This is a genomic window from Lysinibacillus capsici (genome assembly GCF_020217405.1).
In the GTDB taxonomy this organism is placed as follows: domain Bacteria; phylum Bacillota; class Bacilli; order Bacillales_A; family Planococcaceae; genus Lysinibacillus; species Lysinibacillus capsici.
Genome location: NZ_CP084108.1, coordinates 3,090,245 through 3,116,790, shown reverse-complemented (window position 1 = coordinate 3,116,790; position 26,546 = coordinate 3,090,245). Strand labels below are relative to the sequence as shown.

Annotated in this window: 29 protein-coding genes and 2 other annotated features; of the genes, 19 read left to right on the top strand and 10 right to left on the bottom strand. The window is 37.3% G+C overall.

Translation table 11 applies throughout. The features are described from left to right. The 4 genes from LCP48_RS15350 to LCP48_RS15335 all read right to left on the bottom strand — a co-directional run bounded on the left by LCP48_RS15350 (position 1) and on the right by LCP48_RS15335 (position 2,713). Positions 1 to 573 (bottom strand): 5' nucleotidase, NT5C type, encoded by a 573-nt coding sequence (locus LCP48_RS15350; protein WP_004230984.1) that lies wholly within the window; start codon positions 571 to 573, stop codon positions 1 to 3. Between the two features lie 12 nt (positions 574 to 585). Further along, positions 586 to 1,701: a flavodoxin-dependent (E)-4-hydroxy-3-methylbut-2-enyl-diphosphate synthase gene (ispG, locus tag LCP48_RS15345; protein ID WP_004230987.1), complete on the bottom strand. Its 1,116-nt coding sequence runs from the start codon at positions 1,699 to 1,701 to the stop codon at positions 586 to 588. A gap of 96 nt (positions 1,702 to 1,797) precedes the next feature. Then, on the bottom strand, positions 1,798 to 2,142 hold the full coding sequence (locus tag LCP48_RS15340; RefSeq protein WP_004230996.1) for a hypothetical protein: 345 nt from the start codon (positions 2,140 to 2,142) through the stop codon (positions 1,798 to 1,800). A gap of 52 nt (positions 2,143 to 2,194) precedes the next feature. Continuing rightward, positions 2,195 to 2,713 carry a DUF1189 family protein gene (locus tag LCP48_RS15335; protein WP_004230997.1) on the bottom strand — a complete coding sequence of 173 codons (519 nt, stop codon included), beginning with the start codon at positions 2,711 to 2,713 and terminating at the stop codon, positions 2,195 to 2,197. A gap of 194 nt (positions 2,714 to 2,907) precedes the next feature. Between LCP48_RS15335 and LCP48_RS15330 the strand changes: the two genes are divergently transcribed. The 4 genes from LCP48_RS15330 to LCP48_RS15315 all read left to right on the top strand — a co-directional run bounded on the left by LCP48_RS15330 (position 2,908) and on the right by LCP48_RS15315 (position 8,350). Continuing rightward, positions 2,908 to 4,539, top strand: a complete 1,632-nt coding sequence (locus LCP48_RS15330) for a Na/Pi cotransporter family protein (protein ID WP_004230998.1) — start codon at positions 2,908 to 2,910, stop codon at positions 4,537 to 4,539. 62 nt (positions 4,540 to 4,601) lie between these two features. Continuing rightward, positions 4,602 to 5,081 carry a DUF456 domain-containing protein gene (locus tag LCP48_RS15325; protein ID WP_004230999.1) on the top strand — a complete coding sequence of 160 codons (480 nt, stop codon included), beginning with the start codon at positions 4,602 to 4,604 and terminating at the stop codon, positions 5,079 to 5,081. A 175-nt stretch (positions 5,082 to 5,256) separates the two neighbouring features. After that, positions 5,257 to 5,862 (top strand): superoxide dismutase, encoded by a 606-nt coding sequence (locus LCP48_RS15320; RefSeq protein ID WP_004231000.1) that lies wholly within the window; start codon positions 5,257 to 5,259, stop codon positions 5,860 to 5,862. A gap of 283 nt (positions 5,863 to 6,145) precedes the next feature. Then, positions 6,146 to 8,350: a peptidoglycan D,D-transpeptidase FtsI family protein gene (locus LCP48_RS15315; RefSeq protein ID WP_202341218.1), complete on the top strand. Its 2,205-nt coding sequence runs from the start codon at positions 6,146 to 6,148 to the stop codon at positions 8,348 to 8,350. Between the two features lie 145 nt (positions 8,351 to 8,495). On the opposite strand, the gene LCP48_RS15310 is transcribed toward LCP48_RS15315, so the two are convergent. Further along, on the bottom strand, positions 8,496 to 8,687 hold the full coding sequence (locus tag LCP48_RS15310; RefSeq protein WP_009370174.1) for a hypothetical protein: 192 nt from the start codon (positions 8,685 to 8,687) through the stop codon (positions 8,496 to 8,498). Between the two features lie 243 nt (positions 8,688 to 8,930). Between LCP48_RS15310 and LCP48_RS15305 the strand changes: the two genes are divergently transcribed. From LCP48_RS15305 to LCP48_RS15265, 9 genes are all read left to right on the top strand, one after another. Beyond that, positions 8,931 to 9,905 (top strand): PstS family phosphate ABC transporter substrate-binding protein, encoded by a 975-nt coding sequence (locus tag LCP48_RS15305; RefSeq protein WP_225340358.1) that lies wholly within the window; start codon positions 8,931 to 8,933, stop codon positions 9,903 to 9,905. Positions 9,906 to 9,969: 64 nt separating this feature from the next. Beyond that, entirely contained in the window at positions 9,970 to 10,917 is a 948-nt protein-coding gene (gene pstC, locus LCP48_RS15300; protein ID WP_225340357.1) for a phosphate ABC transporter permease subunit PstC, read from the top strand. A 1-nt stretch (position 10,918) separates the two neighbouring features. Beyond that, positions 10,919 to 11,797: a phosphate ABC transporter permease PstA gene (pstA, locus tag LCP48_RS15295; RefSeq protein ID WP_004231005.1), complete on the top strand. Its 879-nt coding sequence runs from the start codon at positions 10,919 to 10,921 to the stop codon at positions 11,795 to 11,797. Positions 11,798 to 11,809: 12 nt separating this feature from the next. Continuing rightward, positions 11,810 to 12,643 carry a phosphate ABC transporter ATP-binding protein PstB gene (gene pstB, locus LCP48_RS15290; RefSeq protein ID WP_004231006.1) on the top strand — a complete coding sequence of 278 codons (834 nt, stop codon included), beginning with the start codon at positions 11,810 to 11,812 and terminating at the stop codon, positions 12,641 to 12,643. A 13-nt stretch (positions 12,644 to 12,656) separates the two neighbouring features. Further along, complete coding sequence (gene phoU / locus LCP48_RS15285) at positions 12,657 to 13,316, top strand: phosphate signaling complex protein PhoU (protein ID WP_004231007.1); 660 nt, start codon at positions 12,657 to 12,659, stop codon at positions 13,314 to 13,316. A gap of 177 nt (positions 13,317 to 13,493) precedes the next feature. After that, a complete protein-coding gene (locus tag LCP48_RS15280; RefSeq protein ID WP_225340356.1) occupies positions 13,494 to 14,366 on the top strand; it encodes a vWA domain-containing protein in 873 nt (290 codons plus the stop codon). 76 nt (positions 14,367 to 14,442) lie between these two features. Beyond that, positions 14,443 to 15,513: a mechanosensitive ion channel family protein gene (locus LCP48_RS15275; RefSeq protein WP_004231009.1), complete on the top strand. Its 1,071-nt coding sequence runs from the start codon at positions 14,443 to 14,445 to the stop codon at positions 15,511 to 15,513. Between the two features lie 39 nt (positions 15,514 to 15,552). Then, positions 15,553 to 15,763, top strand: a binding site (T-box leader). 140 nt (positions 15,764 to 15,903) lie between these two features. Then, entirely contained in the window at positions 15,904 to 17,289 is a 1,386-nt protein-coding gene (gene trpE / locus LCP48_RS15270; protein WP_004231010.1) for an anthranilate synthase component I, read from the top strand. Beyond that, positions 17,286 to 17,858, top strand: a complete 573-nt coding sequence (locus LCP48_RS15265; RefSeq protein WP_004231011.1) for an anthranilate synthase component II — start codon at positions 17,286 to 17,288, stop codon at positions 17,856 to 17,858. The genes trpE and LCP48_RS15265 overlap by 4 nt, the downstream gene beginning before the upstream one ends. Before the next feature lie 44 nt (positions 17,859 to 17,902). Here LCP48_RS15265 and LCP48_RS15260 read toward each other — a convergent pair whose 3' ends face one another. Beyond that, on the bottom strand, positions 17,903 to 18,388 hold the full coding sequence (locus LCP48_RS15260) for a hypothetical protein (RefSeq protein ID WP_225340355.1): 486 nt from the start codon (positions 18,386 to 18,388) through the stop codon (positions 17,903 to 17,905). Further along, positions 18,389 to 18,832 carry a hypothetical protein gene (locus tag LCP48_RS15255; RefSeq protein WP_004231013.1) on the bottom strand — a complete coding sequence of 148 codons (444 nt, stop codon included), beginning with the start codon at positions 18,830 to 18,832 and terminating at the stop codon, positions 18,389 to 18,391. Positions 18,833 to 18,991: 159 nt separating this feature from the next. On the opposite strand from LCP48_RS15255, the gene rpmG reads away from it, so the two are divergent. From rpmG to tyrS, 5 genes are all read left to right on the top strand, one after another. After that, entirely contained in the window at positions 18,992 to 19,141 is a 150-nt protein-coding gene (gene rpmG / locus LCP48_RS15250; protein WP_008408521.1) for a 50S ribosomal protein L33, read from the top strand. Positions 19,142 to 19,253: 112 nt separating this feature from the next. Continuing rightward, positions 19,254 to 19,847 (top strand): 5-formyltetrahydrofolate cyclo-ligase, encoded by a 594-nt coding sequence (locus LCP48_RS15245; protein ID WP_004231015.1) that lies wholly within the window; start codon positions 19,254 to 19,256, stop codon positions 19,845 to 19,847. After that, a complete protein-coding gene (locus LCP48_RS15240) occupies positions 19,840 to 20,049 on the top strand; it encodes a YqgQ family protein (RefSeq protein WP_004231021.1) in 210 nt (69 codons plus the stop codon). Before LCP48_RS15245 ends, LCP48_RS15240 begins: the two co-directional genes overlap by 8 nt. A gap of 280 nt (positions 20,050 to 20,329) precedes the next feature. Next, positions 20,330 to 22,225, top strand: a complete 1,896-nt coding sequence (locus LCP48_RS15235; RefSeq protein WP_004231024.1) for an LTA synthase family protein — start codon at positions 20,330 to 20,332, stop codon at positions 22,223 to 22,225. 257 nt (positions 22,226 to 22,482) lie between these two features. Next, positions 22,483 to 22,725: a binding site (T-box leader), on the top strand. Positions 22,726 to 22,834: 109 nt separating this feature from the next. Further along, positions 22,835 to 24,049, top strand: a complete 1,215-nt coding sequence (tyrS, locus tag LCP48_RS15230; protein ID WP_225340354.1) for a tyrosine--tRNA ligase — start codon at positions 22,835 to 22,837, stop codon at positions 24,047 to 24,049. Positions 24,050 to 24,104: 55 nt separating this feature from the next. Here the strand turns inward: tyrS and LCP48_RS15225 are convergent, their stop codons facing one another. After that, positions 24,105 to 24,284, bottom strand: a complete 180-nt coding sequence (locus LCP48_RS15225) for a DUF2759 domain-containing protein (protein ID WP_004231029.1) — start codon at positions 24,282 to 24,284, stop codon at positions 24,105 to 24,107. Between the two features lie 169 nt (positions 24,285 to 24,453). Between LCP48_RS15225 and LCP48_RS15220 the strand changes: the two genes are divergently transcribed. Beyond that, a complete protein-coding gene (locus tag LCP48_RS15220) occupies positions 24,454 to 25,098 on the top strand; it encodes an MBL fold metallo-hydrolase (protein WP_225340353.1) in 645 nt (214 codons plus the stop codon). A gap of 75 nt (positions 25,099 to 25,173) precedes the next feature. On the opposite strand, the gene LCP48_RS15215 is transcribed toward LCP48_RS15220, so the two are convergent. Beyond that, positions 25,174 to 25,416 (bottom strand): DUF2626 family protein, encoded by a 243-nt coding sequence (locus LCP48_RS15215; RefSeq protein WP_004231035.1) that lies wholly within the window; start codon positions 25,414 to 25,416, stop codon positions 25,174 to 25,176. A 117-nt stretch (positions 25,417 to 25,533) separates the two neighbouring features. After that, positions 25,534 to 26,244 (bottom strand): helix-turn-helix transcriptional regulator, encoded by a 711-nt coding sequence (locus LCP48_RS15210; protein ID WP_004231037.1) that lies wholly within the window; start codon positions 26,242 to 26,244, stop codon positions 25,534 to 25,536. Positions 26,245 to 26,546: the final 302 nt, after the last annotated feature.

Below are 26,546 nucleotides of genomic sequence, written 5' to 3'. Positions count from 1 at the left end.
TTATTTGAAAAAGTGTGAAATAAATTGATTCGCTTCTTGCCAGTTATAAACCCTTACAACATTATTAGGAACGGCAAGCCGATTATAAGGTGTATCAAATAACACAACAGGTATTTTTAACTCCTCTGCCAGCATCACCGCATTATCATGTTTATCCTCAAAGAAAGCTTCTACATTATGTTTTTTTGCTGCGGCTAGTTTATCATGGCTGCCGAGAAGCTCGATATGGTCGTAAGGTATAGCTTGCGATTTAAACCAATTGACCGTGATGTCTGCTACATTTTCACCTCGTGCAGAAATATAATACAGCTCAAAGTTATTTTTCCAAGCGCTTAGAATATTTTTTGCATCTTTTGCCACTTCAGAGACTTCATACATGTAAGGTTCATTTTCCTTAAACCAAGTATTAAAGGCACTTCGGTCAATAGGGTGTGGGAAGGCAGATAAAAAATCATATTCACAAACATCATCCAGCGTAATATTTACATTGTACTGTTTATTAATATGTGGAATGAGTGTACTTGGACATGTCACAGTCCCATCAATATCAATACCAAAGCGGGGCTTTTTCATGCTAGCACCTCCTTAGGCATTTGCTTTTTGAGCTTCTTCCGCTGCGCGTTTTTCTTCCATTTCTGCTGCTAATTTATCAATTTCTTTCTTCAGTTCTTCCACCATTGTTTCTTCTGGCACTTTACGGACTGTTTTCCCCTTCATGAATAACAAGCCTTCACCACGGGCACCAGCAATACCGATATCTGCCTCACGCGCTTCTCCAGGACCGTTTACCGCACAGCCTAGAACAGCTACTTTTAACGGTACATTTAATTTTGAAATATATTCTTCTACTTCATTTGCGATAGAAATTAAATCAATTTCAATGCGTCCACATGTTGGGCAAGAAATCAGTGTTGCCATATTAGAAGCGAGACCAAAGGATTTTAATAGTTCTCGTGCTACTTTAACCTCTTCCACAGGGTCAGCAGAAAGGGAGATACGTAATGTATTTCCAATACCTTTTGATAGGATGGCTCCAAGACCTGCTGCTGATTTTACAGTACCAGCAAATAACGTCCCAGATTCTGTAATCCCTAAATGTAGCGGATAATTAAAGGCCTTAGACGCCTTTTCATAGGCTTCAATGGCAAGATTAACGTCAGATGCTTTCATTGATACGATAATATCGTGGAAGTCCAAGTCTTCCAAAATTTTAATATGGTGTAGAGCAGATTCTACCATACCATCAGCTGTAGGATAGCCATATTTTTCTAAAATATGACGCTCTAATGAACCGGCATTTACACCAATACGAATGGGTATACCTTTTGCCTTGGCTGCATTAACAACAGCTTCCACTTTTTCTTTACGACCAATATTACCTGGATTAATACGTACTTTATCAATACCATTTTCAATGGCTTTTAATGCTAATCTATAATCAAAATGAATATCAGCTACTAATGGAATATGAATACGTTTTTTGATTTCGGCAATCGCGTCTGCTGCACGTTCATCTGGGACAGCAACACGAACAACTTGACAGCCCGCTTCCTCAAGACGAAGAATTTCTGCAACTGTTGCTTCTACATCATGTGTTTTGGTTGTACACATACTTTGAATGAATAATTCATTACTACCACCAATTGTTAAGTTACCGACACGCACAGGACGTGTATTTGAACGGTGACAAATTTCACTCATTAACTTTCTCTCCTTTTCGGGCCACTATTTTCAGCCGTCACTGTCATTTATTTTAGCAGTGTAAGAAAATAAGGACAAGGAAGAAACGCTAACTTTTCATTTTCCGCATTTGTTTTCGAGCTCAAATGAGAGAGGAAGCTTGATATTTTCACCTGGAACTAGTGCTTGTAATTGTAAGTGTGGGTTTAAGTTGTAAAAAAGTTGTAAGCGTTCTGGAAAGGTCATGGGAACTTTAGCAGGGTGTAGAGCAAATAAACTATGAATGGTATCTCCTTCAATCGTTTGTACGGTAATATAATTTGGCTCACGCTGTTGTTCACAAAGTCCATTTTCTGAGCTCTTTGTGGATAAAGCCGCAAGTGGGATGGACCCTTCTGTTAAATCTACTTTGACGACAAAGGCAATTACGATGATGATAGTTGTCAAGATGAATGCTCGCAAAAAATCCCCTCCTTTTCTACACTATATTGAGAAGAGAGGGGATTCATGCACATTATTTTATATTTGGTTGTTTTGGATATTTTGTAAAGGCCACAATTAATAGAGAAATGGTTAAAAATAAAGATAGTACAGTGATAACAGTACTACTAACGGGCAGATAGTCTGTTAACATCGAAAGTAACGTAGCCCAAGTGATCGCAAAGGTAGTTGTTCTCCAGATATGGCGATACTCACCTCGACGCTTCATCGCTTTCAAGATAAATAAACCTGCTAAAGCATAAAGGGCAATTTGTGCAAAAATAAGCATTGTTGTCACGACGAAAAGCATTAGGAAGGTGAATGGATATAAGAGCCATTTAATGCCCTCTATGTAATCTGTTAAACCAGTTAAACTGTCCATATCGAATGTATCAACGGACATACCTGCTGCAAAACGACCTAAAGAGAATACAGACACAATGGTAATCAGTAGAAAAGTATATTGAATAACCTTTCCAATAGGTAATAAACGATAGGCTGCTAGTTTTTTAGGATGTATAAGACTATCAATAAAAAGCTGTGAGTGTTTCATGCTATATCTCCTCCAATCGATATTTTAACATGTTCAAAGAGGACAAGATATGAAAGAAGTATAAATGAGGAGGGTCTTGATGTTAAAATGTTAACATTATGTAAAGAAGTTAAAGGATTTCTTTACTTTTTGTTTGGAATCATTTAATGATTAGAACGAGGATAGTAGAGATGTAGGAATTGGAGCGAAAACAATTGACAATAGATTGGCAAAGCATTCTCTTTCAGTTTTTAGGCGGGCTAGGGGTCTTTTTATTTTCCATTAAATTCATGGGGGATGGGCTTCAAAAATCAGCGGATGATCGGTTACGTGAATGGTTAAATCGCTTTACCACAAACCCTATTATGGGTGTCCTAGTTGGTATATTTGTAACGATTTGCATACAATCAAGTTCTGCCACAACAGTCATCACTGTAGGGTTAGTGAGTGCTGGTTTTTTAACATTGCGTCAAGCAATCGGCGTCATTATGGGGGCGAATATTGGTACAACGATTACAGCATTTATTATTGGTATTAATATTGGACTCTATTTTTACCCTTTATTGGCAATTGGGGCTGCCTGTTTATTTTTCTTAAAGAAAGCAACGTATCAACATATTGGTCAGATTCTATTTGGCTTTGGCGGTTTATTTTTAGGGCTAGAGTTGATGAGTGCTAGTATGCAGGCGTTACATCAGCTTGCAGATTTTGCATCGTTAACGCTTCATTTAAGTAATCAACCGATAGTAGGCATATTTTTAGGAACCATTTTCACCTTACTGGTGCAAAGCTCTACCGCAACGGTGGGGGTATTGCAAGGTTTATATGCAGAACAATTAATTGGTTTAAATAGTGCCTTACCGATATTGTTTGGGGAAAATATTGGCACGACCATTACAGCTGTTTTAGCTTCTCTTGGTGCTTCTATTTACGCTAAGCGTGCAGCAGCGGCTCATGTATTATTTAATGTGATTGGGACGATTATTTTCATGTTATTGTTCACACCGTTTATGCAATATGTACAGTGGATCAGTGGCGTATTTCATTTAGAGCCTCGCATGCAGATTGCCATTGCTCATGGCTCATTCAATGTCTTTAATATGATGATCCAACTACCATTTATCGCTGGACTCGCAGCATTAGTTACAAAGCTACTGCCGGGACATGATGGCAATATCGATGTAACAACTAAGCATTTAGATCCATCATTCATTGATTCCTCACCTGCTATTGCGCTGGGTCAAGCTAAAGAAGAGGTATTGCGAATGGGTGAACATGCATTGCGTGGGTTGGAAGAAACGTTTCTATATATGAAATCTGGAGAGGTAGAGCATATTCCAACGGTGCTACAGCTAGAAGTCGGGCTTAATCATCTAGACAATGAAATTACTGATTATTTAGTAATGGTGTCTAAGCAGCCTCTTTCCCGTGCAGACTCAGTAAGACATCATACTTTATTGACAAATGTAAGGGATTTTGAACGAATTGGGGATCACTTTGAAAATATTTTAGAGCTTTTACAGTACAAGGATCACCACGAGGTAAGCTTAAGTAAATCAGCGCGACAGGACTTAATAGGTATGTTTAGTTTAGCCATAGAGGCAGTACGCAAAAGTATAGAAGCATTAGATACCGCTAGCCTGAGCTTAGCTCAAGAAGTAACAGAGCTAGAAAGCCTGATTGATGATATGGAAGATAAACTACGTCAAAAGCATATTGCCCGATTAAACACAAATGAGTGTAGTGGGGCTGCAGGAATTGTTTATATGGATATCGTTAGCAACTTAGAGCGTATAGGAGACCATGCAGTAAATATTGCAGATTCTATTTTAGGCATTCGTCATTAATGAAACTTTTCACTTTGTTATTTCGTATGAAAGGCAATGCACGTTAAAAGGAGAGAATCTTTATGGAAGTTGTTGGCTGGATCTTAGTGATTGCCTGCTTTATTATTTCATTTATTGGTTTAGTGTATCCAATTATTCCCGGAGTACTGTTTTTAGTCGGTGGATTTTTGCTCTATGGCTTATTTTTCTCATTCGCAGAGCTAAGCTGGTGGTTTTGGGTCATTGAAATACTATTTGTCGTGTTGTTATTTGGGGCGGATACTGTGGCAAATGCGTTTGGTATCAAAAAGTTTGGTGGTTCCAATGCTGGCATGTGGGGGAGCACCATCGGGTTATTAATTGGTCCATTTGTGATCCCTGTGGCAGGGATTTTAATTGGACCATTTTTAGGGGCTGTGATTGCGGAACTAATCGTTGAGAAACGTACATTTAGTGAGGCAGTGAAAAGTGGTGTCGGTTCTTTAATTGGCTTTTTGACATCTACTGTTGTCAAGGCTGTTATTCAAATTGTTATGATTATTGTATTTTTTATCGCCATCTAATGCCTCACTTTTAAGGTTTAGTGTGTGTGAGTAAAGGGTAAGATAGTAAACATATCGGTATTTCGGTCAAAAGGCTGAAATCTTCAAATTGAAGTATTTTTCGTTGAATGGTTTGACCAATTTTGATAATCTAAGGATGTACTAATTATTTCTTATTTTAGGGAGGAACTTAACAATGGCTTACGAATTACCACAATTAACTTACGCTTATGACGCATTAGAACCACATATCGATGCAAAAACAATGGAAATTCACCATTCTAAACACCACAATACTTATGTAACAAACTTAAACGCAGCAGTAGAAGGTACTGAATTTGCAGATAAAGACATTAACGACTTAATCGCAAACCTAGATGCTCTTCCAGCTGACAAACAAACTGCTGTACGCAACAACGGTGGCGGACATGCTAACCATACATTATTCTGGGAAGTAATCGCTCCAGGCGGTTCAAATACACCAGTTGGTGAAGTAGCAAAAGCAATCGATGCTAAATTCGGTTCTTTTGATGCTTTCAAAGAAGAATTTGCTAAAGCTGCTACAACTCGCTTTGGTTCAGGTTGGGCTTGGTTAATCGTTGATGGTGACTCAGTTGCTGTTACGTCTACTCCAAACCAAGACTCTCCAGTAATGGAAGGGAAAACTCCAGTTTTAGGCTTAGATGTATGGGAACATGCATACTACCTAAACTACCAAAACCGTCGTCCAGATTACATCGGTGCTTTCTGGAACGTAGTAAACTGGGATGTAGTAGAAGCTAAATTCCAAGCTGCAAAATAATAACGAATAGAATAATTGGCTGTGCCTAAAGTGAGCAATCACGGGGCATAGCCTTTTTTGTTGGATTAAACTGCAAATTAAGGGATAGAATCTGAAAATATCAGGATAATGAAGCCGAAATATTAGGAGAGCGTGGAATAGGGCAACCTTTCTCCATAAAGTACCGTCAAATAAATGATGTTTTACATAAGAAATCGAAAGTGCGTGCTTTTCTGTCATACCTTCGAATGGTATACTAGGTATCGTGTATTGAAATGATCAGAAGATGAGGAGGGGAATACATATGCGCAAAGCACCAGGAAAAAATCGCGCGGCGAGTGTTAAAGCAAAACATCATTCTAACTTAACATTTCGTATGAATATCCTTTTCTTTGCAATATTTATCGTATTTTCAATGTTAATTTTTAGACTTGGCTATATGCAAATCGTCAAAGGGGAAGATTATGTACGTGATTTAGAGCGTAAAGAAGAGGTACCTGTGAATACAAGTGTACCAAGGGGACGCATGTATGATCGTTATGGTCGTATTTTAGTGGATAATCACCCAGAAAATGCCATAACGTATACGAAAATGCAAACGACCACAACAGAGGAGATGCTTGATATCGCGAAAAAGCTGGCACAATTGATTGAACAGCCAACAAAGCGTGTCACATTGCGTGATAAACAGGATTTCTGGATACTACAAAATCACGATGCAGCCTATGAAAAAGTCACAGAGGCAGAAAAAACAAAGATTAATGCACAAGAAAATATTACAACCAGCCAAATTAATGCAGAGATTGATAAACTGGTACGCGAACGTATCACAAACGAAGAACTTTTACAATTAACAGAGGCAGATTTAGAAGTATTAGCGATTTATCGTGAAATGGTGTCTGGCTATAATCTATCCCCTCAAATCATTAAAAGTGAGAATGTATCAGCAGATGAATTTGCTCGTGTATCGGAGCGTTTAACTGAACTACCAGGTGTTAATACAACAACAGACTGGAAACGTGTCAAATTATCATCTTTATCTATTCTTGGACGTACAACGGTCCCAACAAAAGGGATACCGAAAGAGAAGCTCAATTACTATTTAGCACGTGACTACTCACGTAATGACCGTGTGGGAGAAAGTTACATTGAAGCACAATATGAAGAATTACTACAAGGTCAAAAAACAGTCGTCAAAAATATTACCAATAAAAAAGGTCAGGTAGTCGATACAGTCACAACTTATGAAGGGGAGCCAGGTAAAGACTTAATCCTTTCCTTGGATAGTGAACTGCAGGCTGAAACGGATAAGATTGTAGAAGAAGAACTGCTTAAATTAAAAGCTCTTCCAGGTTCCTATCTATTAGACCGTGCCTTCCTAATTATGATGGATCCAAATACAGGCGACATTTTATCGATGGTAGGTAAGAAAATAGAAAAGAATCCCGAGACAGGGCAAAATGAAGTCGTTGACTATGCATATGGATCGTTTACAACGGCTTATGAGGCAGGTTCATCTGTTAAAGCAGCAACAGTTCTCACTGGCTACAATCAGGGCGTTATTTCGATGGGTACTTCAATGGGAGACGAGCCGATTAAATTAGCTAGCACGGATCCGAAAACGTCTATTTTTAACAGGGCTGGATATATTCCGATGAATGACTTGTTGGCATTAGAACGTTCTTCCAACTCCTATATGTTTAAAATTGCGTTGCTGCTTAATGGAACCCCTTATAGTTATGGTATGCCATTACGCTTAAAGGACGATACGTTCTCAAAAATGCGTAATAATTATGCGCAATTTGGTTTAGGTGTGAAAACAGGCATTGATTTACCAAATGAATTTAGTGGAGTGAGTGGTCCATCAGGTCCTACAATGGGTGGTAAAACACTCGACTTGGCTATTGGTCAGTATGATACGTATACACCGCTTCAACTTGCGCAATATATTTCGACAGTTGCCAATGGTGGCTATCGTATTCAGCCACATGTAGTGAAAGAGGTTCGTGACCCATCACAGGATGGAAAGCAATTAGGACAATTAGTAACTGAAGTAGGTCCAACTATTTTGAATCAAATTGATAATCCTAAAGAAGAGATCGATTATGTAAAGCAAGGGCTACGTCGTGTATATACTGGTTCACATGGTACAGCACGAGCACAATTTGCTGATGCTCCATATACAGCAGCAGGGAAAACAGGGACTGCAGAGGTAGTGTATTATGGTCCATTACGTGAGCACTACGGCATAAATACGATTAATTTAACGCATGTTGGCTTTGCCCCATATGAAAATCCTGAAATTGCCTATGCAGTTGTGATCCCATGGGTTAATACAAATTTAGCGCCACACTACTATCAAAATAATGTCATTGCTAGACGTTCTTTAGATAAGTATTTTGAATTAAAAGCTAAATATCAAGCTGAAAAAGTCACAGATAGTAATGTAAAACAGCCAATTTTACCAGCGATTACGGAAGAAAAAATTGGAGAGAATGAGCAGGAATAAAGGGTATTGGATATGCGCTAATACAAAACGGATTTGGAAAAATTATTTTCCAAATCCGTTTTATTTTCACTTTTTTAAGACTAGACATGAATAATGGAAAGGGGCGTTTGGATAGCAAAACGCCCCTTTCAGATATTTAGTGCCTTTATGCGGATAATTGCTGAATGGCTAATTCAAATTGCTCTCTTGGTTTTACACCATAAAGCTCTATATTGTTATAGAAATAAGAAGCTAGCATAAAATCAATCGCCTCTTGAAGTGTGTAGTCCCGATGTTCCATTACTAATGATAAATATGTTTTAAAATAATCGACATTTTGTACTTTTGCATGTTTCATGACAAAGGTCAAACGCTCCTTATCATTAAAATAAATATTTCCTGACACATTTGCTTATTATAACACCTTTCCTATAGGAAGCAAGTTTCCCCTATTGTAAATTCATCTTTACAAACGTTTACAAAGCATTACATTCCTTTACATCTCTTTTACGAACCGTTTATACGACTTCAACAATCAGTCATTATAGTAAAGATTGTAAGACAAATAACTATAAAACAGTTCATGACGGAGGCAAATGAGATGAAAAAGTGGAAGTACTTAACGATGACAGCGGTAATGGGTTCTGCATTAATGCTAGGTGCATGTGGTAGCGATTCTGCACAAAACGGAAACAATACAGAAACGAACGCACCAGCAAGCTCAGGACAAGAAGCTGCTGATGAAAAGCTACAAGGGTCTGTAGCTGGAGACGGCTCATCAACAGTAGCACCAATCATTGAGGCAGTTGTTGAAGAGTATGCAGGTACACAACCAGATGTCAAAGTATCAGTGGGGGTTTCTGGTACTGGTGGTGGTTTTGAAAAATTCATCGCAGGTGAAACAGACTTTTCAAATGCATCTCGTAATATAAAAGATGAAGAGAAAGCGAAATTAGAAGAAGCGGGCATTGATTTTACAGAGCTAGCTTTAGCATATGACGGTTTATCAGTAGTCGTGAACCCAGAAAATGATTGGGCGAAGGATTTAACGGTCGAACAACTACAAAAAATTTGGATTGAAGATGGAACAGAGAAAAAATGGTCTGATATTGATCCATCTTGGCCAGATGAAAAAATCGTTTACTATTCACCAGGTACTGATTCAGGCACATACGACTACTTTGATGAAGTAATTTTAGATGGTGCAGATCTAGTAAGCTCAGCAACATTATCAGAGGATGATAATATGCTAGTGCAAGGTGTTTCTGGTGATAAAAATGCGATCGGCTTCTTCGGTTATGCTTACTACCTTGAAAATAAAGATAAATTAAACATTGTCAAAGTAAATGGCGTAGAGCCAACAAATGAAACAATTGAAGGTGGCGAATATACACCACTTTCACGTCCATTATTCACATACGTAAAAAATAGTGCGATGAAGGACAATGAAGCAGCTTACGACTTCATTAAATTTACACTTGAAAACGCAGGCGATATGGCTGAAGCAGTGGGCTATGTTCGTTTACCTGAAGAAAAATATACTGAAGGCTTAAAAACTTTAGAAGGCTTAAAATAAGAAGACATGCATAGAGGGAAAGAGATGTATGCTCTTTCCCTCACTTATTTGAAAGGAGCTCCCAATGGTTTCTCAAAAGGAAGATAAGACATCATCTGTGCAGCAATTAATTGCAAATTCGCGCAACCAAAAAACAAAGAAAATAGTGGAAAAAGCCATGCCAGCTCTATTATTTTCTGCAGCTATTATTTCGATATTAACAACATTTGGCATTGTTTTCACCCTTATTTTTGAAACGTTCGAATTCTTTAAACGCGTGTCGATTACGGATTTCCTTTTCGGTACTAAATGGTTACCGTTTTCAGGTAACGAACCGTTATTTGGGATACTGCCATTAATCGCTGGTACATTAAAAGTGACACTTATTGCAGTTGTAGTAGCTGTACCATTTGGAATTGCTTCAGCTATCTATTTAAGTGAATATGCAAGTGAGAAAACACGACGTACAGTGAAACCTATTTTAGAGGTATTAGCAGGTGTGCCAACAATTGTTTATGGCTTCTTCGCTTTAACATTTGTCACACCAGTTTTACAAGAAATTGTACCTGAACTTAAACTATTTAATGCATTAAGTCCTGGTATTGTTGTAGGGATTATGATTTTACCAATGATTACGTCTCTTTCAGAAGATGCCATGTCATCTGTACCAAATAGTATGCGTGAGGGAGCCTTAGCTCTAGGTGCGACGAAATTTGAAGTAGCAATCAAAGTAGTATTACCTGCTGCGCTTTCAGGGATTATCGCTTCAGTTGTGTTAGCTATTTCCCGGGCAATAGGAGAAACTATGATTGTATCACTTGCAGGTGGTTCAACACCGAAATTTGACCTCAATGTGACAGACTCTATTCAAACAATGACTGCATACATTGTACAGGTTTCAACTGGTGATGCGGGTTACGGTACAACCATCTATTACTCAATTTATTCAGTAGGATTCACACTATTTATCTTTACGCTAGTAATGAATCTACTTGCTCATTATATTTCGAAACGCTTCAGGGAGGTTTACTAGCATGCGCTATATGGATGACACAGTCGTCATGAAACGAATGACAAAGCGTATTACAGCAAATAAAGTTTGGAAAACTCTATTTTTCTTAGCTACAACGTTTGCACTTGTTACTTTAGCTGTTTTACTGTACCGCATTGTGACACAGGGAATTGATTACTTAAACATCGATTTCTTGACGAATTTTGCATCACGATTTGCGGATAAGGCAGGTATCAAAGCTGCTTTAATCGGTTCGCTTTGGTTAATGGCAGTTGTAGCACCAGTATCGATTATTTTAGGAGTTGGTACTGCGATTTATTTAGAGGAGTATGCCAAGAAAAATAAAATCAATGACTTTATTCGCATGAATATATCGAATCTAGCAGGTGTTCCTTCCATTGTTTTTGGATTACTTGGATTAACTATTTTTGTACGTATGATGGAACTAGGAAAAAGTATTTTAGCTGCTGGCTTTACAATGAGTTTGTTAATTTTACCGGTTATCATTGTAGCAGCTCAAGAGGCTATTCGTGCAGTGCCAAACGAACAACGTGAAGCTTCATATGGCATGGGAGCAACGAAATGGCAAACGATTTTGCGTGTTGTATTGCCAGCTGCCATTCCAGGTATTTTAACAGGAAGTATTTTAGCCTTGTCTCGTGCCATAGGAGAAACAGCTCCACTAGTTGTAATTGGAATTCCAGTTATCCTGCAGTTTTTACCGAATGGTTTACTGAGTCAATTTACAGCATTACCAATGCAAATTTATGATTGGGCAAAACGACCACAAGAAGCCTTTCAGTATGTAGCAGCCGCAGGTATTTTAGTGCTTATGACAGTGCTGTTATTAATGAATTCGATCGCCATCTATATCCGAAATAAATTCCAAAAACGTTATTAATGAGGTGACCTTATGGTATTAGATTTTAAAGAGGAAAAAACAATTGTCAAACGGAATCAGGCAACGACTAAGTCTGTAGCAGATGTGGCGAAAAATATTGTCTATGATACACGCAATTTAAACTTATGGTATGGTGACCATCATGGTTTAAAAGATGTTAATTTAAGCATCTATGAAAATGAAGTAACGGCTATTATTGGACCATCTGGCTGTGGGAAATCTACGTATCTAAAAACATTAAACCGCATGGTTGAACTTGTACCAATCGTTCGTACATCAGGAGAAATTTTATACCGTGAGCGAAATATTTTAGATAAAAACTATACGGTAGAGGAATTAAGAACACGTGTAGGAATGGTATTCCAAAAGCCAAACCCGTTTCCAAAATCTATTTATGATAACATTGCCTATGGACCAAGAATTCATGGCATTAAAAATAAAAAAATTCTGGATGAAATTGTGGAGAAATCATTAAGAGGGGCAGCCATTTGGGACGAGGTAAAAGACCGTTTGAATCAAAATGCCTACGGATTATCAGGTGGTCAGCAACAACGTATTTGTATTGCACGTTGCTTAGCGATTGAGCCTGATGTCATCTTAATGGATGAGCCAACATCTGCCTTAGACCCGATTTCTACATTGAAAGTGGAAGAGTTGGTCCAAGAACTGAAAAAGGACTATTCCATTGTCATCGTGACACATAATATGCAGCAAGCGGCACGTATTTCTGATCGTACAGCATTTTTCCTAAGTGGAGAGGTTGTCGAATACGATAAAACGGATGTTATTTTCCAAACACCAGCAGATCAACGTACAGAAGACTATATTTCGGGACGTTTCGGCTAAGGAGGAGCAATGAATGATCGTACGTGAACGTTTTGAACAAGAGTTAAAAGAGGTACAGGGGCAATTTCTTGCAATTGCCAATAGCAGTATCCTTGCATTAAAAACAGCTTTTGAAGCATTGGTAGAGCAGGATTTAGAAAAGGCTTTGAAAATTTTGGAAGACGATTTAATCATTAATCGCCTTGAAGAAGAAATTAATGATCATGTGATCCTAATGATTGCCAAGCAGCAGCCAGTAGCAACAGATTTACGCCGTCTCATGGTTCTTGTAAAGGCAGCTTCAGATATGGAAAGAGTAGGGGACTATGCGGTTAATATAGCTAAAGAAGCAATTCGAATCGGTAAGGAGCCAATGATTTTCCCAATAACAAATCTCCAAACTATGTGTAATAAAACAGTAGAAATGCTAGAGAGCATCATGAAGGCCTTTACGGAGGAAGATACGGTACGCGCTAAAGAGATTGCTGAGTTAGATGATTACGTGGACGATTTATACGGGGCAACGATCACCCTTTTACTTCGTGCTGGGGTAGAAAACCCCTCCCATATTTCACAGATTACACACCTAACATTTATTTGCCGCTATTTAGAACGTTCTGCTGATCATGCTACAAATATTGCTGAACATCTATTTTACTTAGTAAAGGGCAAACATTATGAATTAAATAATTAAGAGAGAAGAGCTGCGTTTTAGCTCTTTTTTTCATTTGTCGAAAAAAATCTCCTGAAGCAGCAACATTGTTTTTGGCTGTAGCGTCTTTATAGCGAGCGTTTTTGTATTGTCAAAAAAAATTTTTGGTTATACTATAGACATTATCCAAAAAATGTGGTGCTTAGGAGGTGCTGCTATATGAAAGATGCAATTGAATCCCTCATCAAGCAATTTGACAAGCCGTTGACAATAGAACAACTTGACTATTTACGTTTTCTCTATGAAAACCTACATATAGAGGAGTTAAGTGAAGGGGAACAACATTATTTTATCGATTATTTTTTCAAGAGTGAGCCATTACGAAATATGGCAGCATTTGCTCTGGAATTGACGGATATCATGCATGAAATCCAAGAGAATATTCCTGCTATTGAGAAGGCAGAACGCTTAGCAAACGGCAAAGAGCAACGCCAGTATTATGAACGAAAATGGTCAGAGCTTAGACGTCAAAAGCTTAAGCAACAGACAACGAAAAGCGGAAATGTTTACCATGTACCCTTTCATGATTATCAACAAGACCCTGGCCCGATGATTATTTGTTTAGAACAAACGACAGGAATGGCCGCTTATTCTGAGATTTGTAAAAGTATGATTTTAGCGTTATTTATAAGTGCGCATCGGGAAGGCCGTGATTTATACATTGTACCGTATGATCGGCAAATTCATGTCCACTATCGTTTTGAAAATGGGCATTTAAATTTAGCTGATTTTAAGAGTTTTATCGAATATAAGGCAAGGGGAGAGGCGGCCATTTTACCTGTTTTACAATTTGTGAAAGCATTGCTACAGGAAAATCAATTAGGTACAGAGGCAGATGTCATTATTTTTACAGAAGGAGCACCTATTGATGGTCAGCATCTCGTTGGCAAGCAAGCCAAAACGATGCTAAAGGAAATGAAGCAAAAATATCATGCTGAATTTTCAGTGATTGCCATGCATGAACATAATTTTAATAAACAGCAATTTTGGTTTGCTAGTAAGGCTTTTTTTGCAGATGATGCCATACAATAACAAGAAGGGGCTCACCATTCCTGAAGGTCGGCTCCTTTTTGCTGGCGATACATAGGTAGTTATAAAGGAGAAATACATGGATTCATTACATTGGCTATTACCTAAATTTACAGTCCCAACTTGGCTAGATGGCTTAATTGCCGTCATTATTTGTTTAGTCGGGTGGCTTATTCAACGATTCATCATCAAAAAAATTATTCATCGTATCGTGCTATTTTTAAAAGATCGTCAGCGCAATTTCCAAGCAAATGTACTGGCTCAATTTAGTAAAGCAATTGGCTATGCCTTTATGACGACGGTCATTGTGCTCAGCTTATCTTATTTAATAAAAGTTCCTTTATTTACGCATACATCAACTAAGAATTTTGTATTGTCTATTATGGTGTTTCTTGCTTTTAAAGGGATTTATGATGTTTTGAATTTTTATACGAAACAACCATTTGAATTAACGAGCGAAGAGGATCAGAATGTTTTATTACCGTTTTTCCTACGAATAGGTAAAGTACTTATCATGATTTTTGCTATGTTTACGATTGCTTCCTTTTGGGATTTTAATCTGAATGGTTTTTTAACTGGAATCGGCTTAACGGGTGTGGCGATTGCCTTTGGGATTCGCGATACACTAGCGCATGTATTTGGTGGCATGTCCGTAGCTTTAGATAATCCATTCCAAATAGGAGATTGGATAGCGACAGAGGATCAAAAAATTGAAGGAACGATTGAGGATATCAATTTAAGAAGTACGTTAATTCAAACAGGAGACAAAGGACTTGTATATGTGCCGAACTCCTATTTAGTGAATCGTCCACTTTATAATTTATCTAAACGAGAAAAACGGAAATGTGAGCAGTTTTTATATATCGCTGCTGATAATGATGAGGAAGACATCCGTAGCGCTTTAACGGCCATTCATAAGGAAATCTATTTACATGCTAAAACAGAGAAAGACATGATTCATGTATTTATAGATGAGTTTCATCATGATTCGTATCGCGTGCTTGTTCGATTCTTTGTTGCCACAAATGATACCGCTGTTATGCTGGAAGTACGACAGGATATTTTATTTGCCATTCGTCAAATAATGGAGGAGCTATCGATTACATTAGCTAGCCATCCTGAAGATGAAAGTCTACGAAATAAAAAATAAATTGAATTGTAAGATAGTTTGCTTTACAATATTACCAAGAAATCAGCTTTGATGAAGAGTAGTAACTAGTACAATTTGTTATAGAGAGCTAGTGGTTGGTGAAAACTAGTACAAATGTTTAGTGAATGGACTTCGGAGCTCTAATCCTGAAAACAGTACGGATTAGCGGATGCCTACGTTATAAGGCTTAAAGAGGGTTTTCTTATCAGGAGACCAATGAAGGTGGCACCACGGCTTTTCCGTCCTTTTGTGATGGAAAGGCCTTTTTATATTTTTTTCTTTAGACAGCATATATTTTAGCTGAATGAAGAGAAAGCCTTTAGCAGATTTCTGCTGCTAAAGATAGATGAGGTGTAGATGAGCAGAGCTTAGAGAAGGAGAGAAGAGAGTATGACAGTTGAGCTTAGAAAGTATGCTATGAAAGTATTACAGGGGGATATGATGACCCCGATCTCTGTGTATCAATCACTGAAAGGGCAGCATAAAATGTTGTTCGAATCCTCAGCGAAACATGAGGAAAGTGGGCGATATTCCTTTATCGCCATCAATCCAGTGGCTGAACTAAAAGGAAACAATGAAGAATTCGTGTTTTCAAAAGGAGTAGAAAATGACAAGGCTAGGGGCAATGTGCTTGATCGATTAAAAGAACTAATACCCTTTCATGAAGAAAGCTACCCTTTTGCTTTCTTTGGAGGAGCTATAGGTTTCTTTGGCTATGAAACAGCATTTTACACAGAACAAATAGGTGACTATTTACAGGATGATTTAGCCATGCCTGATGTTCATGTTTTTTTCTATGATACATTTATTGTTTTTGATCATCTAACACAGGAAATTACACTCGCTTCGATTGATCTATTTCAGGATGGACGTTCATTACAGGAGATGGAAGCTGCTATTACAACGATGGAGCAACAGCTTTGTGCAGGTACAACCTTTGAGGCATTAAAGGTGGATGAGTTACAGTTTAAGCCAATGATTTCGAAGGAACGATTTATTGCTTTAGTGGAACGTGCTAAGCAGCATATTTTGAGAGGCGATATTTTCCAAATTGTGTTATCGCAACGTTTTTCTGCGCCGTTTACAGGTTCGCCATTCTCGCTCTATCGTCAATTGCGCACGTCTAACCCGTCACCCTATATGTTTTATATGGATTATGGAGACTATGTTATTTTAGGAACATCTCCTGAGAGTCTTGTAAAGGTAAAAAATCGAAAAGTGACAACCAACCCAATAGCGGGTACAAAGCCGCGTGGCACGACAATAGAACAGGATGAAGCAATCGCAAATGCGCTATTAGAGGATAGCAAGGAAATAGCTGAACACCGTATGTTAGTGGATTTAGGTCGCAATGATCTTGGTCGTATTGCAAAAGTCGGTTCCGTCAAGCTAACCAAATACATGAAAATAGAGCGCTATAAATATGTGATGCATATGGTTTCTGAGGTGGTTGCTGAATTGCGAGATGACCTTCATGTTCTGGATGTACTTCGTGCTTGTTTACCTGCTGGTACAGTGTCAGGGGCACCAAAAATTCGTGCCATGCAATTGATTAATGAATTAGAACCAATAAAGCGTGGGGTATATGCGGGAGCAGTAGGCTATATTTCGACAACTGGTGATATGGACTTGGCCCTCGCAATTCGCACGATGCTCATTAAGGACCAAAAGGCACATGTACAGGCAGGAGCAGGTATTGTTTATGATTCGATTCCATTGTCAGAATATCAAGAAACACTGAATAAGGCACGTGCCCTATTGGAGGTAAAAAAATGATTCTAATAATAGATAACTATGATTCTTTTACCTATAATTTATTTCAACAAATCAGTATGCTTGGAAAAAGCGTCAAGGTCATACGAAATGATGCCATTACTATAGAAGAAATTCAAAAACTATCGCCAGAAGCCATCATTTTATCACCAGGGCCAGGAACGCCAAATGAAGCAGGGATAACGATAGACGTCATCAAGGAACTCTATCAAAAATTCCCTATTTTAGGTATTTGTCTAGGGCACCAATCGATAGGGCAGGCTTTTGGCGCAAATATTGTGCAGGCCAAAAACATTATGCATGGAAAGCTGTCCCCCTTACAATACGAGCAAACAGGTTTATTTGCCCAATTAGATGGAGATATCGAGGTTATGCGATATCATTCACTTATTATTGAAGAACAAACTTTACACAAAGATTTTAAGATACTCGCCACAGCGGGTGATGACGGAGAGATTATGGCCATTCAACATAAAGAATATCCTCTTTATGGGCTGCAGTTTCATCCTGAATCAATTGGCACAAAAGAAGGCAGTATGATGATGCAAGCCTTTTTAGAAAGTATAGCTTAATAAAAAAGCTGTCGCCTCATATGAATGGGCGACAGCTTTTTAAGTTATTGTTTCTTGCCTGTAATTAAATTAGCTATTTCTTCTAAGGTCATGGAAGAATTGACCTCATAGGAGCCGATTTGTAAGCTTCTAGCATATTTAGGGTTAGCGAGTAGTAACTCCATTTCAACACTATTGGTAATAATACCACCGTCTTCAAGTTTTTGTGCCACACTATACGGTGTGATGCCACTATAGATTTGCAGAGACATCGTTGTTTCATCCGTAGCTGTTTCTTCATCAGCTTGTTCAGATGCATCTGTTGTAGAAGTTTTTTCAGTCGTATGTACTTGCTTTAATTGATCCTTTAACGAGGCAATTTCTTGATTGGCCTTACTTAATTTGTTTTGTAGTTCTTCTACCTGTTGTTGATTGGAAAATCCCTTGGTAGGAAGACCAATATTTACATCGAAGCGGTTTGCGAGTGCGAGCAATGCCCCAACAAGAAAAATGGCTATACCAAATGCACGAATGGCAGACTTATTCAACAATCAACGCCCCCCGTTTGCAATCACTTGCCGAACTTGCTCTTCTTTTAAATTTGAGCGAATACTAATATCTGCTACAGAAAGACCCTGTTTATTTAATTCAAGTACCTGACTAATAATAATTTGATGAATCGGTTTTGCGGGTGCTGTTGTTTGTCCAACTTTTGAAGCCTGTGCAGCCTGTTGAACGGCCTGCATGACTTGGTGCACTTTAGGATCTTGACCTTTTGGAGGGGTACTTGATTTTGATTTCACTTGGAACTCAGGCTCTAGTAAAAGTTCTTCCTCCACAATCTTAAGGCGACGCTTTAAATTATTCGTTTCTTGGAAAATGGAGATAGATAATTCTTCGACATCTTGTTCGATTTTTTTCGCGCTATTTTTGAAAAAGAACGAAACAATGATTAGAAAAATGCCGATACTCATTAATACGATGGATACATCCATTAGTTTCACCTCAATGTAGTATGTAATTATAAGATATTTTACCATATGCAAACTTAATATGAAATGAAGGTAGATTTTTTTTCAGTTTATGTTATAATAGGTTAGTCGTATAAATCATGCTCAAATTTAAATTCTTGATATAGAGTGGGAGGGTTAATGATGCGCGTAAATATTACTTTAGCTTGCACAGATTGCGGCGAACGTAACTACATTTCTAAAAAGAACAAGCGTAACAATCCAGAGCGTCTTGAACTTAAAAAATATTGCTCTCGCGAGAAGAAATACACTCTTCACCGTGAAACTAAGTAATCGCTCATTAAGCCAAAACCACAAGTGGTTTTGGCTTTCTACATTTTATCAAATCATTCAATGTAACAATTCCAGGAGGATATGACGTTTTACGATATAGGAGGTAGCCTAGATGGATAAAACAACTTTACGAAACACGGTACGCCAAGACCTTGCAACCTTGACAGATGAAGATTATTATCGTCAATCATTAACTGTGTTAAAAAAGGTGCTACAGGAACCATATATAATAGAAGCAAATACAATTGGCATGACCATTTCAAATAAGCCAGAAGTCGACACAATTCTTCTAATTGAGGAATTATGGAAACTAGGGAAAAAGGTCGCAGTTCCTAAATGTCACCCGAAAACAAGAGAAATGTCATTTTATGCAATTGATTCATTTGCACAGCTTGAAACTGTATATATGCATTTGCGTGAGCCTATTCCAGCAAAAAGTGAGTTTGTTGACGCAAATGAGATGGATATCATTATTGTACCAGGCGTTGTTTTTGATCCATACGGTTATCGAATTGGCTATGGCGGTGGTTATTATGACCGCTATGTATTAAACTATAATAAGGGTAAGCTGATGTCGTTGCTCTTTGATGAGCAAATCATTGATTGTGTTCCTACTGAAGCACATGATTGCCCAGTAGATATCATTGTGACGCCCACAAAACGTATTGACTGTGTTGCACAACGAGGAGCGAACGAAAATGGATAAAATGCTAGATATTTATGAACTCTTGAAAACATATGGTACCTATATTTATACACGTGATCCTATTGGCGATTTGATGCTGATGGAGGATGAAATACGTGAGCTCTATAAAGCGAATGTACTAGATATAAAAGATTATCAAATGGCCCTACTGCTTATTCGACAAGAAACAACAAGACTTCGTATGGAAGAGCATAAAAAGTAATGTTTGAAATATAATGTAATTGGGTATTGTAAAATTAATGTAACATGTATGTAATATTCTTAAAAACAGTGGGTTTCCGCTGTTTTTATGTTTTTATGAAACTTTTTACAATGCAAAACGTATATATAGATATCTGGTGCATAGAAAGAGCAAAGAGAAAAAATTTTCCATGAGATATGTGTTGATTATCTGTTAAAAAAGGATTAAGATATATTTTGTTTCCGTAACAAAATGTAAAAAATTATTATTTTTTTGTAAGGAAGTAGGGAGGATGTTAGGAATGAAATCAATAAAGTGGCCTAAACATTCATTTATGATACTAGCAATTATAGCAACTTGGATCAAAACGGTCATTGTTTACCACACAAGCTTTGAAATGAAAATTGAAAATGCAATGCAACAGTTTATTTTATTTATTAATCCATTAAGCTTCTTGCTATTTACGTATGGTTTATCACTATTCTTTAAATCAGCAAAAGCTAGAAATCGTTATTTGATTACGGTCAGCGTTATTTTGTCCATTGTTTTATACGGAAATGTAGCGTTCTATCGATTCTACAATGATTTTATTACGCTACCAGTATTATTCCAAACAAGTAACTTTGGTGACTTAGGAACATCAGTAGCAGCCATTGTTGAGCCTTGGGATGTATTATATTTCGTTGATGTCGTTATCTTAATCTTGGCGAATAAATTTTTACCAAAAATGAAAGATGCATTTAAAGTGAATATTGAATTCCGTCGTGCATTTTTTGTGCTTGCAATAGCAATGACATTCTTAAATTTAGGATTAGCAGAAACGGAGCGTCCACAATTACTAACACGTAGTTTTGACCGCGAATTATTAGTAAAAAACATTGGTACGTACAATTACCACTTGTATGACATTTATATTCAATCTAAATCATCTGCCCAACGTGCGTTAGCCGATGGTAGTGAACTAGTAGAAGTGAACAACTATATACGCTCTAATCAAGCTGCAGTAAATCCAGAGATGTTTGGGAAATATAAAGGTCGTAACCTGATTGTGGTATCGATGGAGTCACTACAAAACTTTGTCATTAATAATGACATGAATGGTCATGAAATTACGCCATTCTTAAACTCTTTAACAAAAGATAAAGATACGTATTATTTCAGTAACTTCTACCACCAAACAGGTTTAGGAAAAACATCTGACTCGGAGTTTATTGTTGAAAACTCATTGTTTGGTTTAGGTCGAGGTGCTGTATTCTTCACGCATGGTGGAAATACGTATAATTCAATGGCTGAACGCCTTGGAGAAAATGGATACTTTACAAATGTCATGCACCCTAATAATAAATCTTTCTGGAATCGTGACATGATGTATCAATCGTTAAAAATTAATAAATTCTACGATATAGATTCATATACTGTGGAAGAGGGGCAAGCTGTAAACTGGGGAATGAAAGATGTTCCATTCTTAGAGCAATCAGCTGCTTTAATGAAAGATATGCCACAGCCATTCTACTCTAGACTTATTACTTTAACGAACCATTATCCATTTACATTGGACCCAGAAGATATTATGATTCCTGAATATGATTCAAATTCAGGTACATTAAATCGTTACTTCCAAACAGTACGTTACATGGATGAGGCTTTAAAAGACTTCTTCCAACAGTTAAAAGATCAAGGTGTCTATGATAATTCTATTATTGTGATGTATGGGGATCACTATGGTATTTCTGAGAACCATAATAAAGCAATGGCACAATATTTAGGTAAAGATCAAATTACACCAATGGATAATGCAATGCTTCAAGAAGTACCTTTATTCATCCACATCCCAGGAGCGGGCGATGGAAAAGAAATGACTGAGATTTCAGGACAAATGGATTTACGTCCAACGATCTTACACCTTCTTGGCGTTGAAACGTCAAAAGATATGCAAATGGGTGCGGATTTATTCTCTCCAGAGCATGAGGACTTTGTAGTCTTCCGTGATGGACGCTTTATTACAGATAAATACGTCTATGCTGGTGAAGCTTGCTATGACAAAGCAACTGGCGAAGAAATAGATGGTGAGCCATGTCAGTCTTATGCTGATCGTGCCACAATGGAGCTAGAAAATTCCGATGCCATCATTAATGGCGACTTACTTCGCTTCTATGACGAAAAAACAGGTAATTTAAAGCAGGATTCAGTTAAGTAATCAATGAGAGATCTCGTATAGGGATCTCTCTTTTTATATAGCTAATATAAAGGAATTAGTCACAATCAACCATTCATAAATTTTTTTTGTGAATCTTATGCTAAAGAAAACACCTTTCGCAATGTTTTACAACATGATGCAACGTGAATACACTTTATTGGGCACTTCTTTTTATTGACAAATAGAAAGATACGATTATAATAAGTGTAAATATCTGCATAACGAAGATTTGTTTTTCGCATTTCGGAGTATAAGAGTGAAAGGCATTGAAAAGAACGAGTAACTTTAATGGAACTAACAGAGAGTAGCCGGTTGTTGAGAGGCGCAAGGGGATATTAAAGTGAATACATCTTGGAAGCTGCGTACCGAAACTTTAGTAGGCTACGACGGGGTTGCATCCGTAATCATTGCAAAAGTATCGCTATGGCTGTACTTATTGAGGAGGGCTATGTGAATCGCTCTCGAAAAAAGGTGGTAACACGTTTATCTACGTCCTTTAGGAATTTCCTAAAGGCGTTTTTTTATGCCTTTTAAGCAAAAACGGTACCCCACATTTACTCTTATAGAACTTGCAATATTAATATTTAATATTACAAGGAGATGTTTCGTATGTTTTTAACACCAAAGGAGCAAATGACGATTATCAAGAAAGGTGCTAACAAGATCGTTGACGAACAGGATTTACTTGAAAAATTAGAGCGATCATATAAAGAACAGCGACCTTTAACGATTAAGCTAGGGCTAGATCCGTCCGCACCAGATATTCATTTAGGTCATGCGGTTGTTCTACGAAAAATCAAGCAAATGCAAGATTTAGGCCATCATGCAGTTATTGTTATCGGTGATTTTACAGGACGAATTGGCGATCCTACAGGTAAAGCCAAGGGGCGAACAGCCTTAAGTGACGATACAGTGAAGAATAACGCCCAAACATATTGTGAGCAAATTTTTAAAGTGCTAGATCCGAACAAGACAACGGTTCGTTTTAATAGTGAATGGTTAGCGAAGCTATCCTTTGAAGAAGTCATCAAGCTAGCAGCCACAACATCTGTTGCTCGACTTTTAGAGCGCGAGGATTTTCAGAAACGCTACCAGCAGCACATTCCAATTGGTATACATGAGTTTTTCTACCCACTCATGCAAGCATATGATTCAGTAGAACTTGTGGCAGATATAGAGTTAGGTGGAACGGATCAGACTTTTAATATTTTAATGGGACGCACCTTACAAAAGCATCGGGGATTAGAAAAACAAATTGCTATTTTTATGCCCTTGCTAGAGGGATTAGATGGCATAGAAAAAATGAGTAAGAGCTTAGGTAATTATATTGGCATCAACGAAGCACCTGAGATTATGTTTAAAAAGGTGATGGAAGTCCCAGATACTTTAATTATCAAATATTTCGAATTAGCAACAGATGAGCATCCACTACATGTGCAGGCTATTCAAGATAGACTACAAAAGGGAGAGAATCCCCGCGATTTGAAATTCCTATTAGCAGAAATTATAACGGCTTTATACCATGGATCTACAGCAATGGAGGAAGCAAGAGCTTATTTTGAAGCAGCATTTCAAAAAAAGGAAATACCAAAAAACATTCCTATACTGCTCTTGGAAATTGATAAGGAAAGAATCGTGGATATCATTCCACAACTAGTGGTAATGGGTTTTATTCAAAGTAAGAGTGAGTTTTTGCGGTTAATCAAGCAAAAAGGAGTATCCTTGAATGGAGAAAAAATGGCGATGGATGACTTATCGCAAGTGTTAATGAATAATGATATCCTACAAATTGGCAAGAAGCGATTTCTTCAATTCAATAAGTAATAACAGACAAAAAAAGAGCAATCTCCGAGGAGACTGCTCTTTTTTTGTCTGAATTTTAGTGTAATTTTGGTGGGTAACCGCTGTGAACAATCGTCATGATGACGAACCATCCGAATACAGCAGCACTTAATAAGTTGAAAACAACGCTTAAAAGGTTCTTTTCTTTAATTGCTTGGAATGTACCAAATACAGCTAAAATCGCTACTAGACCAAAAATAACCATTAATAAGTTCATTAAAAATAGACACTCCTTTCGACATCAGAAAATGAATGTCGCAAACAATATTCCTCCTTAATTGTAAACGTTCTACTTGTTTTTGTCGAGGACTAAAATACTGTAAACTATGAACATTTATCGTCAAATTGTGGCAAAGCCTGTATAATAGGAAATTGAGGTGATAACTATGATGAACGTACGAAGTTATTCTCTTGGTCCCGTCCAAACGAATTGCTATATCGTATCGAATAAAGAAAAAGAATGTATCGTATTTGATCCAGGTGAAGAAGCGGAGCGTCTAATTAAAGCAATCCGTAGCAACGGCTTAAAACCTCTTGCTATCTTTTTAACACATGCCCATTTTGATCATATAGGGGCAGTAGATGCAGTGCGTGAGGTATTTGACGTTCCTGTATGGATTCATGAAAAGGAAGTTAGTTGGCTAGCAGATCCAACGAAGAATGGCTCTAGTAAATATCCTGCATTACCAGATTATAGGGTAGCTGCACCAGCGCAAGATACAATTATCAAAAAAGAACAGCAAATTGAAATGAGTAATTTTGTGTTTCAAGCAGTTTTTACACCTGGGCATTCACCGGGGAGTATTTCCTATATCTTTGAAAATGACGGTTTTGCCATCGTGGGAGATACGTTATTTGAACAAGGTGTAGGACGTACAGATCTATTAGGTGGATCAACCAAAATTTTATTGGAATCAATCCATCATAAACTGTTGACATTACCTGAGGATACTATTATCTATCCTGGACACGGTAATTATACAACGGTAGGCGCAGAAATGGAGACAAATCCTTTTTTAAATGGATTTTAAAATATGGCTAATAAACTGATTTAGCACATAAAAAAGCGTATCTCACCGAAAGTGAGATACGCGATTTTGTTTGTATTAATGACCGCCACCAGGTACGTGAATGAATGTTGTATAGTACGTGAAGCCAGCGAAGAATACAGTTAAATATGCTCCGAAAATGTACATGTACATACGTTCTGAAAGGTTTAAGAAGCCTAATAATAAGAATAAACCTGTATTACCTAAGAATAATAGCGATACCTCGTTCATACCTCCAAGGTAGAACATAACTGCAAAAATACCTGTCCAGAATGCCATAACTTTATACATATTATCCATGAAATTTCCCCTCCTTTTGCCCACGACACAATAATCTCTTACTCATTATAAATGATATGAAAGGTGTCTGTAAACTGGAACTTCTCCATGTTTGTGACAAACAAATGGATTTTTAATCTAGCTATCGATTTCTGTCACGTTTATTTCATATTTACATAAATCGCAATTATGTATCATACTTTCCATTTGCACAAATTCATTGTTCGTAAACAATGCATCTAATTGCCCTTTTAAATAGGATTCATGTAATGAACAAACAATTTTAGAATAGGCTGTCAGTTGCTCCTGGAATGGACAATTGAAAATGGAGAAGATTACTTTTTTTCCATGCTCAGTTTGTTGAATTTGTGGAATATAGCCAATTAAAGCGGCATTGTCCGTTAATAGCTGAAGTTTTTCATCGAAGGAAAGAGAATTACTTAATGTCAATTCAGCACTCATATAATTTTTCATTTGCTGGTAGCCATCTTGGTAGCTAATTTCCTGGCATTTTGTTAATGCAGATGGACCAAAGTCTTCAATTAATTGTATCGTCCATTTTAATAAACGATCTTCATCACGTCTTGGAAAAGTAAGAGATACGCCTTTTTCTGAAGCTTTATAAACACGTCCAGGTCTGCCACCTTTACCTGTTTTTACATAGTCAGCTGTAATAATGTTTATTTCTGAAAGCTTCGTTAAATGAAGTCGAGCAACGTTTGGATGGATACCGAATTTGTCAGCAATATGTTGTACAGTAACTGTTTTTTTCTCTTGCAATATGTACTCATAAATAGAGTATCTTGTTTCATCCGCTAGTGTACTAGTAATTTTTAATGGATGGATCATAAGCTTCACCTCTTTAATTTATTATAAAAATTATGTTCGTCTACCAAGTGTTAGGAAAATAATCATGTTGATACTATTATATTGTATTATTGAAAAAGATACAGTTCATTTCGGCATAAATATTAATTTTTTCATGCATTTATATTCTTTTTTAGTGGAAAATTGCACTTTATCCACATTTTTATAGCAAAAAACATTATTGGCAGAAAATTAACTTGCAAATTTTTATTTTCTGAAAAGGGCTTTTCTCGTGGCGAGTTCCTCCTTATACTAGGAAATAACGAATAGAGCGGTCATATTCG

Bases quoted from the DNA above. Each gene is read 5' to 3' on its own strand.
- LCP48_RS15350 (WP_004230984.1), bottom strand. From the start codon at position 573: ATGAAAAAGCCCCGCTTTGGTATTGATATTGATGGGACTGTGACATGT.
- ispG (WP_004230987.1), bottom strand. From the start codon at position 1,701: ATGAGTGAAATTTGTCACCGTTCAAATACACGTCCTGTGCGTGTCGGT.
- LCP48_RS15335 (WP_004230997.1), bottom strand. From the start codon at position 2,713: ATGAAACACTCACAGCTTTTTATTGATAGTCTTATACATCCTAAAAAA.
- LCP48_RS15325 (WP_004230999.1), top strand. From the start codon at position 4,602: ATGGAAGTTGTTGGCTGGATCTTAGTGATTGCCTGCTTTATTATTTCA.
- LCP48_RS15320 (WP_004231000.1), top strand. From the start codon at position 5,257: ATGGCTTACGAATTACCACAATTAACTTACGCTTATGACGCATTAGAA.
- LCP48_RS15315 (WP_202341218.1), top strand. From the start codon at position 6,146: ATGCGCAAAGCACCAGGAAAAAATCGCGCGGCGAGTGTTAAAGCAAAA.
- LCP48_RS15310 (WP_009370174.1), bottom strand. From the start codon at position 8,687: ATGAAACATGCAAAAGTACAAAATGTCGATTATTTTAAAACATATTTA.
- LCP48_RS15305 (WP_225340358.1), top strand. From the start codon at position 8,931: ATGAAAAAGTGGAAGTACTTAACGATGACAGCGGTAATGGGTTCTGCA.
- pstC (WP_225340357.1), top strand. From the start codon at position 9,970: ATGGTTTCTCAAAAGGAAGATAAGACATCATCTGTGCAGCAATTAATT.
- pstA (WP_004231005.1), top strand. From the start codon at position 10,919: ATGCGCTATATGGATGACACAGTCGTCATGAAACGAATGACAAAGCGT.
- pstB (WP_004231006.1), top strand. From the start codon at position 11,810: ATGGTATTAGATTTTAAAGAGGAAAAAACAATTGTCAAACGGAATCAG.
- phoU (WP_004231007.1), top strand. From the start codon at position 12,657: ATGATCGTACGTGAACGTTTTGAACAAGAGTTAAAAGAGGTACAGGGG.
- LCP48_RS15280 (WP_225340356.1), top strand. From the start codon at position 13,494: ATGAAAGATGCAATTGAATCCCTCATCAAGCAATTTGACAAGCCGTTG.
- LCP48_RS15275 (WP_004231009.1), top strand. From the start codon at position 14,443: ATGGATTCATTACATTGGCTATTACCTAAATTTACAGTCCCAACTTGG.
- trpE (WP_004231010.1), top strand. From the start codon at position 15,904: ATGACAGTTGAGCTTAGAAAGTATGCTATGAAAGTATTACAGGGGGAT.
- LCP48_RS15265 (WP_004231011.1), top strand. From the start codon at position 17,286: ATGATTCTAATAATAGATAACTATGATTCTTTTACCTATAATTTATTT.
- LCP48_RS15255 (WP_004231013.1), bottom strand. From the start codon at position 18,832: ATGGATGTATCCATCGTATTAATGAGTATCGGCATTTTTCTAATCATT.
- rpmG (WP_008408521.1), top strand. From the start codon at position 18,992: ATGCGCGTAAATATTACTTTAGCTTGCACAGATTGCGGCGAACGTAAC.
- LCP48_RS15245 (WP_004231015.1), top strand. From the start codon at position 19,254: ATGGATAAAACAACTTTACGAAACACGGTACGCCAAGACCTTGCAACC.
- LCP48_RS15240 (WP_004231021.1), top strand. From the start codon at position 19,840: ATGGATAAAATGCTAGATATTTATGAACTCTTGAAAACATATGGTACC.
- LCP48_RS15235 (WP_004231024.1), top strand. From the start codon at position 20,330: ATGAAATCAATAAAGTGGCCTAAACATTCATTTATGATACTAGCAATT.
- tyrS (WP_225340354.1), top strand. From the start codon at position 22,835: ATGTTTTTAACACCAAAGGAGCAAATGACGATTATCAAGAAAGGTGCT.
- LCP48_RS15225 (WP_004231029.1), bottom strand. From the start codon at position 24,284: ATGAACTTATTAATGGTTATTTTTGGTCTAGTAGCGATTTTAGCTGTA.
- LCP48_RS15220 (WP_225340353.1), top strand. From the start codon at position 24,454: ATGATGAACGTACGAAGTTATTCTCTTGGTCCCGTCCAAACGAATTGC.
- LCP48_RS15215 (WP_004231035.1), bottom strand. From the start codon at position 25,416: ATGGATAATATGTATAAAGTTATGGCATTCTGGACAGGTATTTTTGCA.
- LCP48_RS15210 (WP_004231037.1), bottom strand. From the start codon at position 26,244: ATGATCCATCCATTAAAAATTACTAGTACACTAGCGGATGAAACAAGA.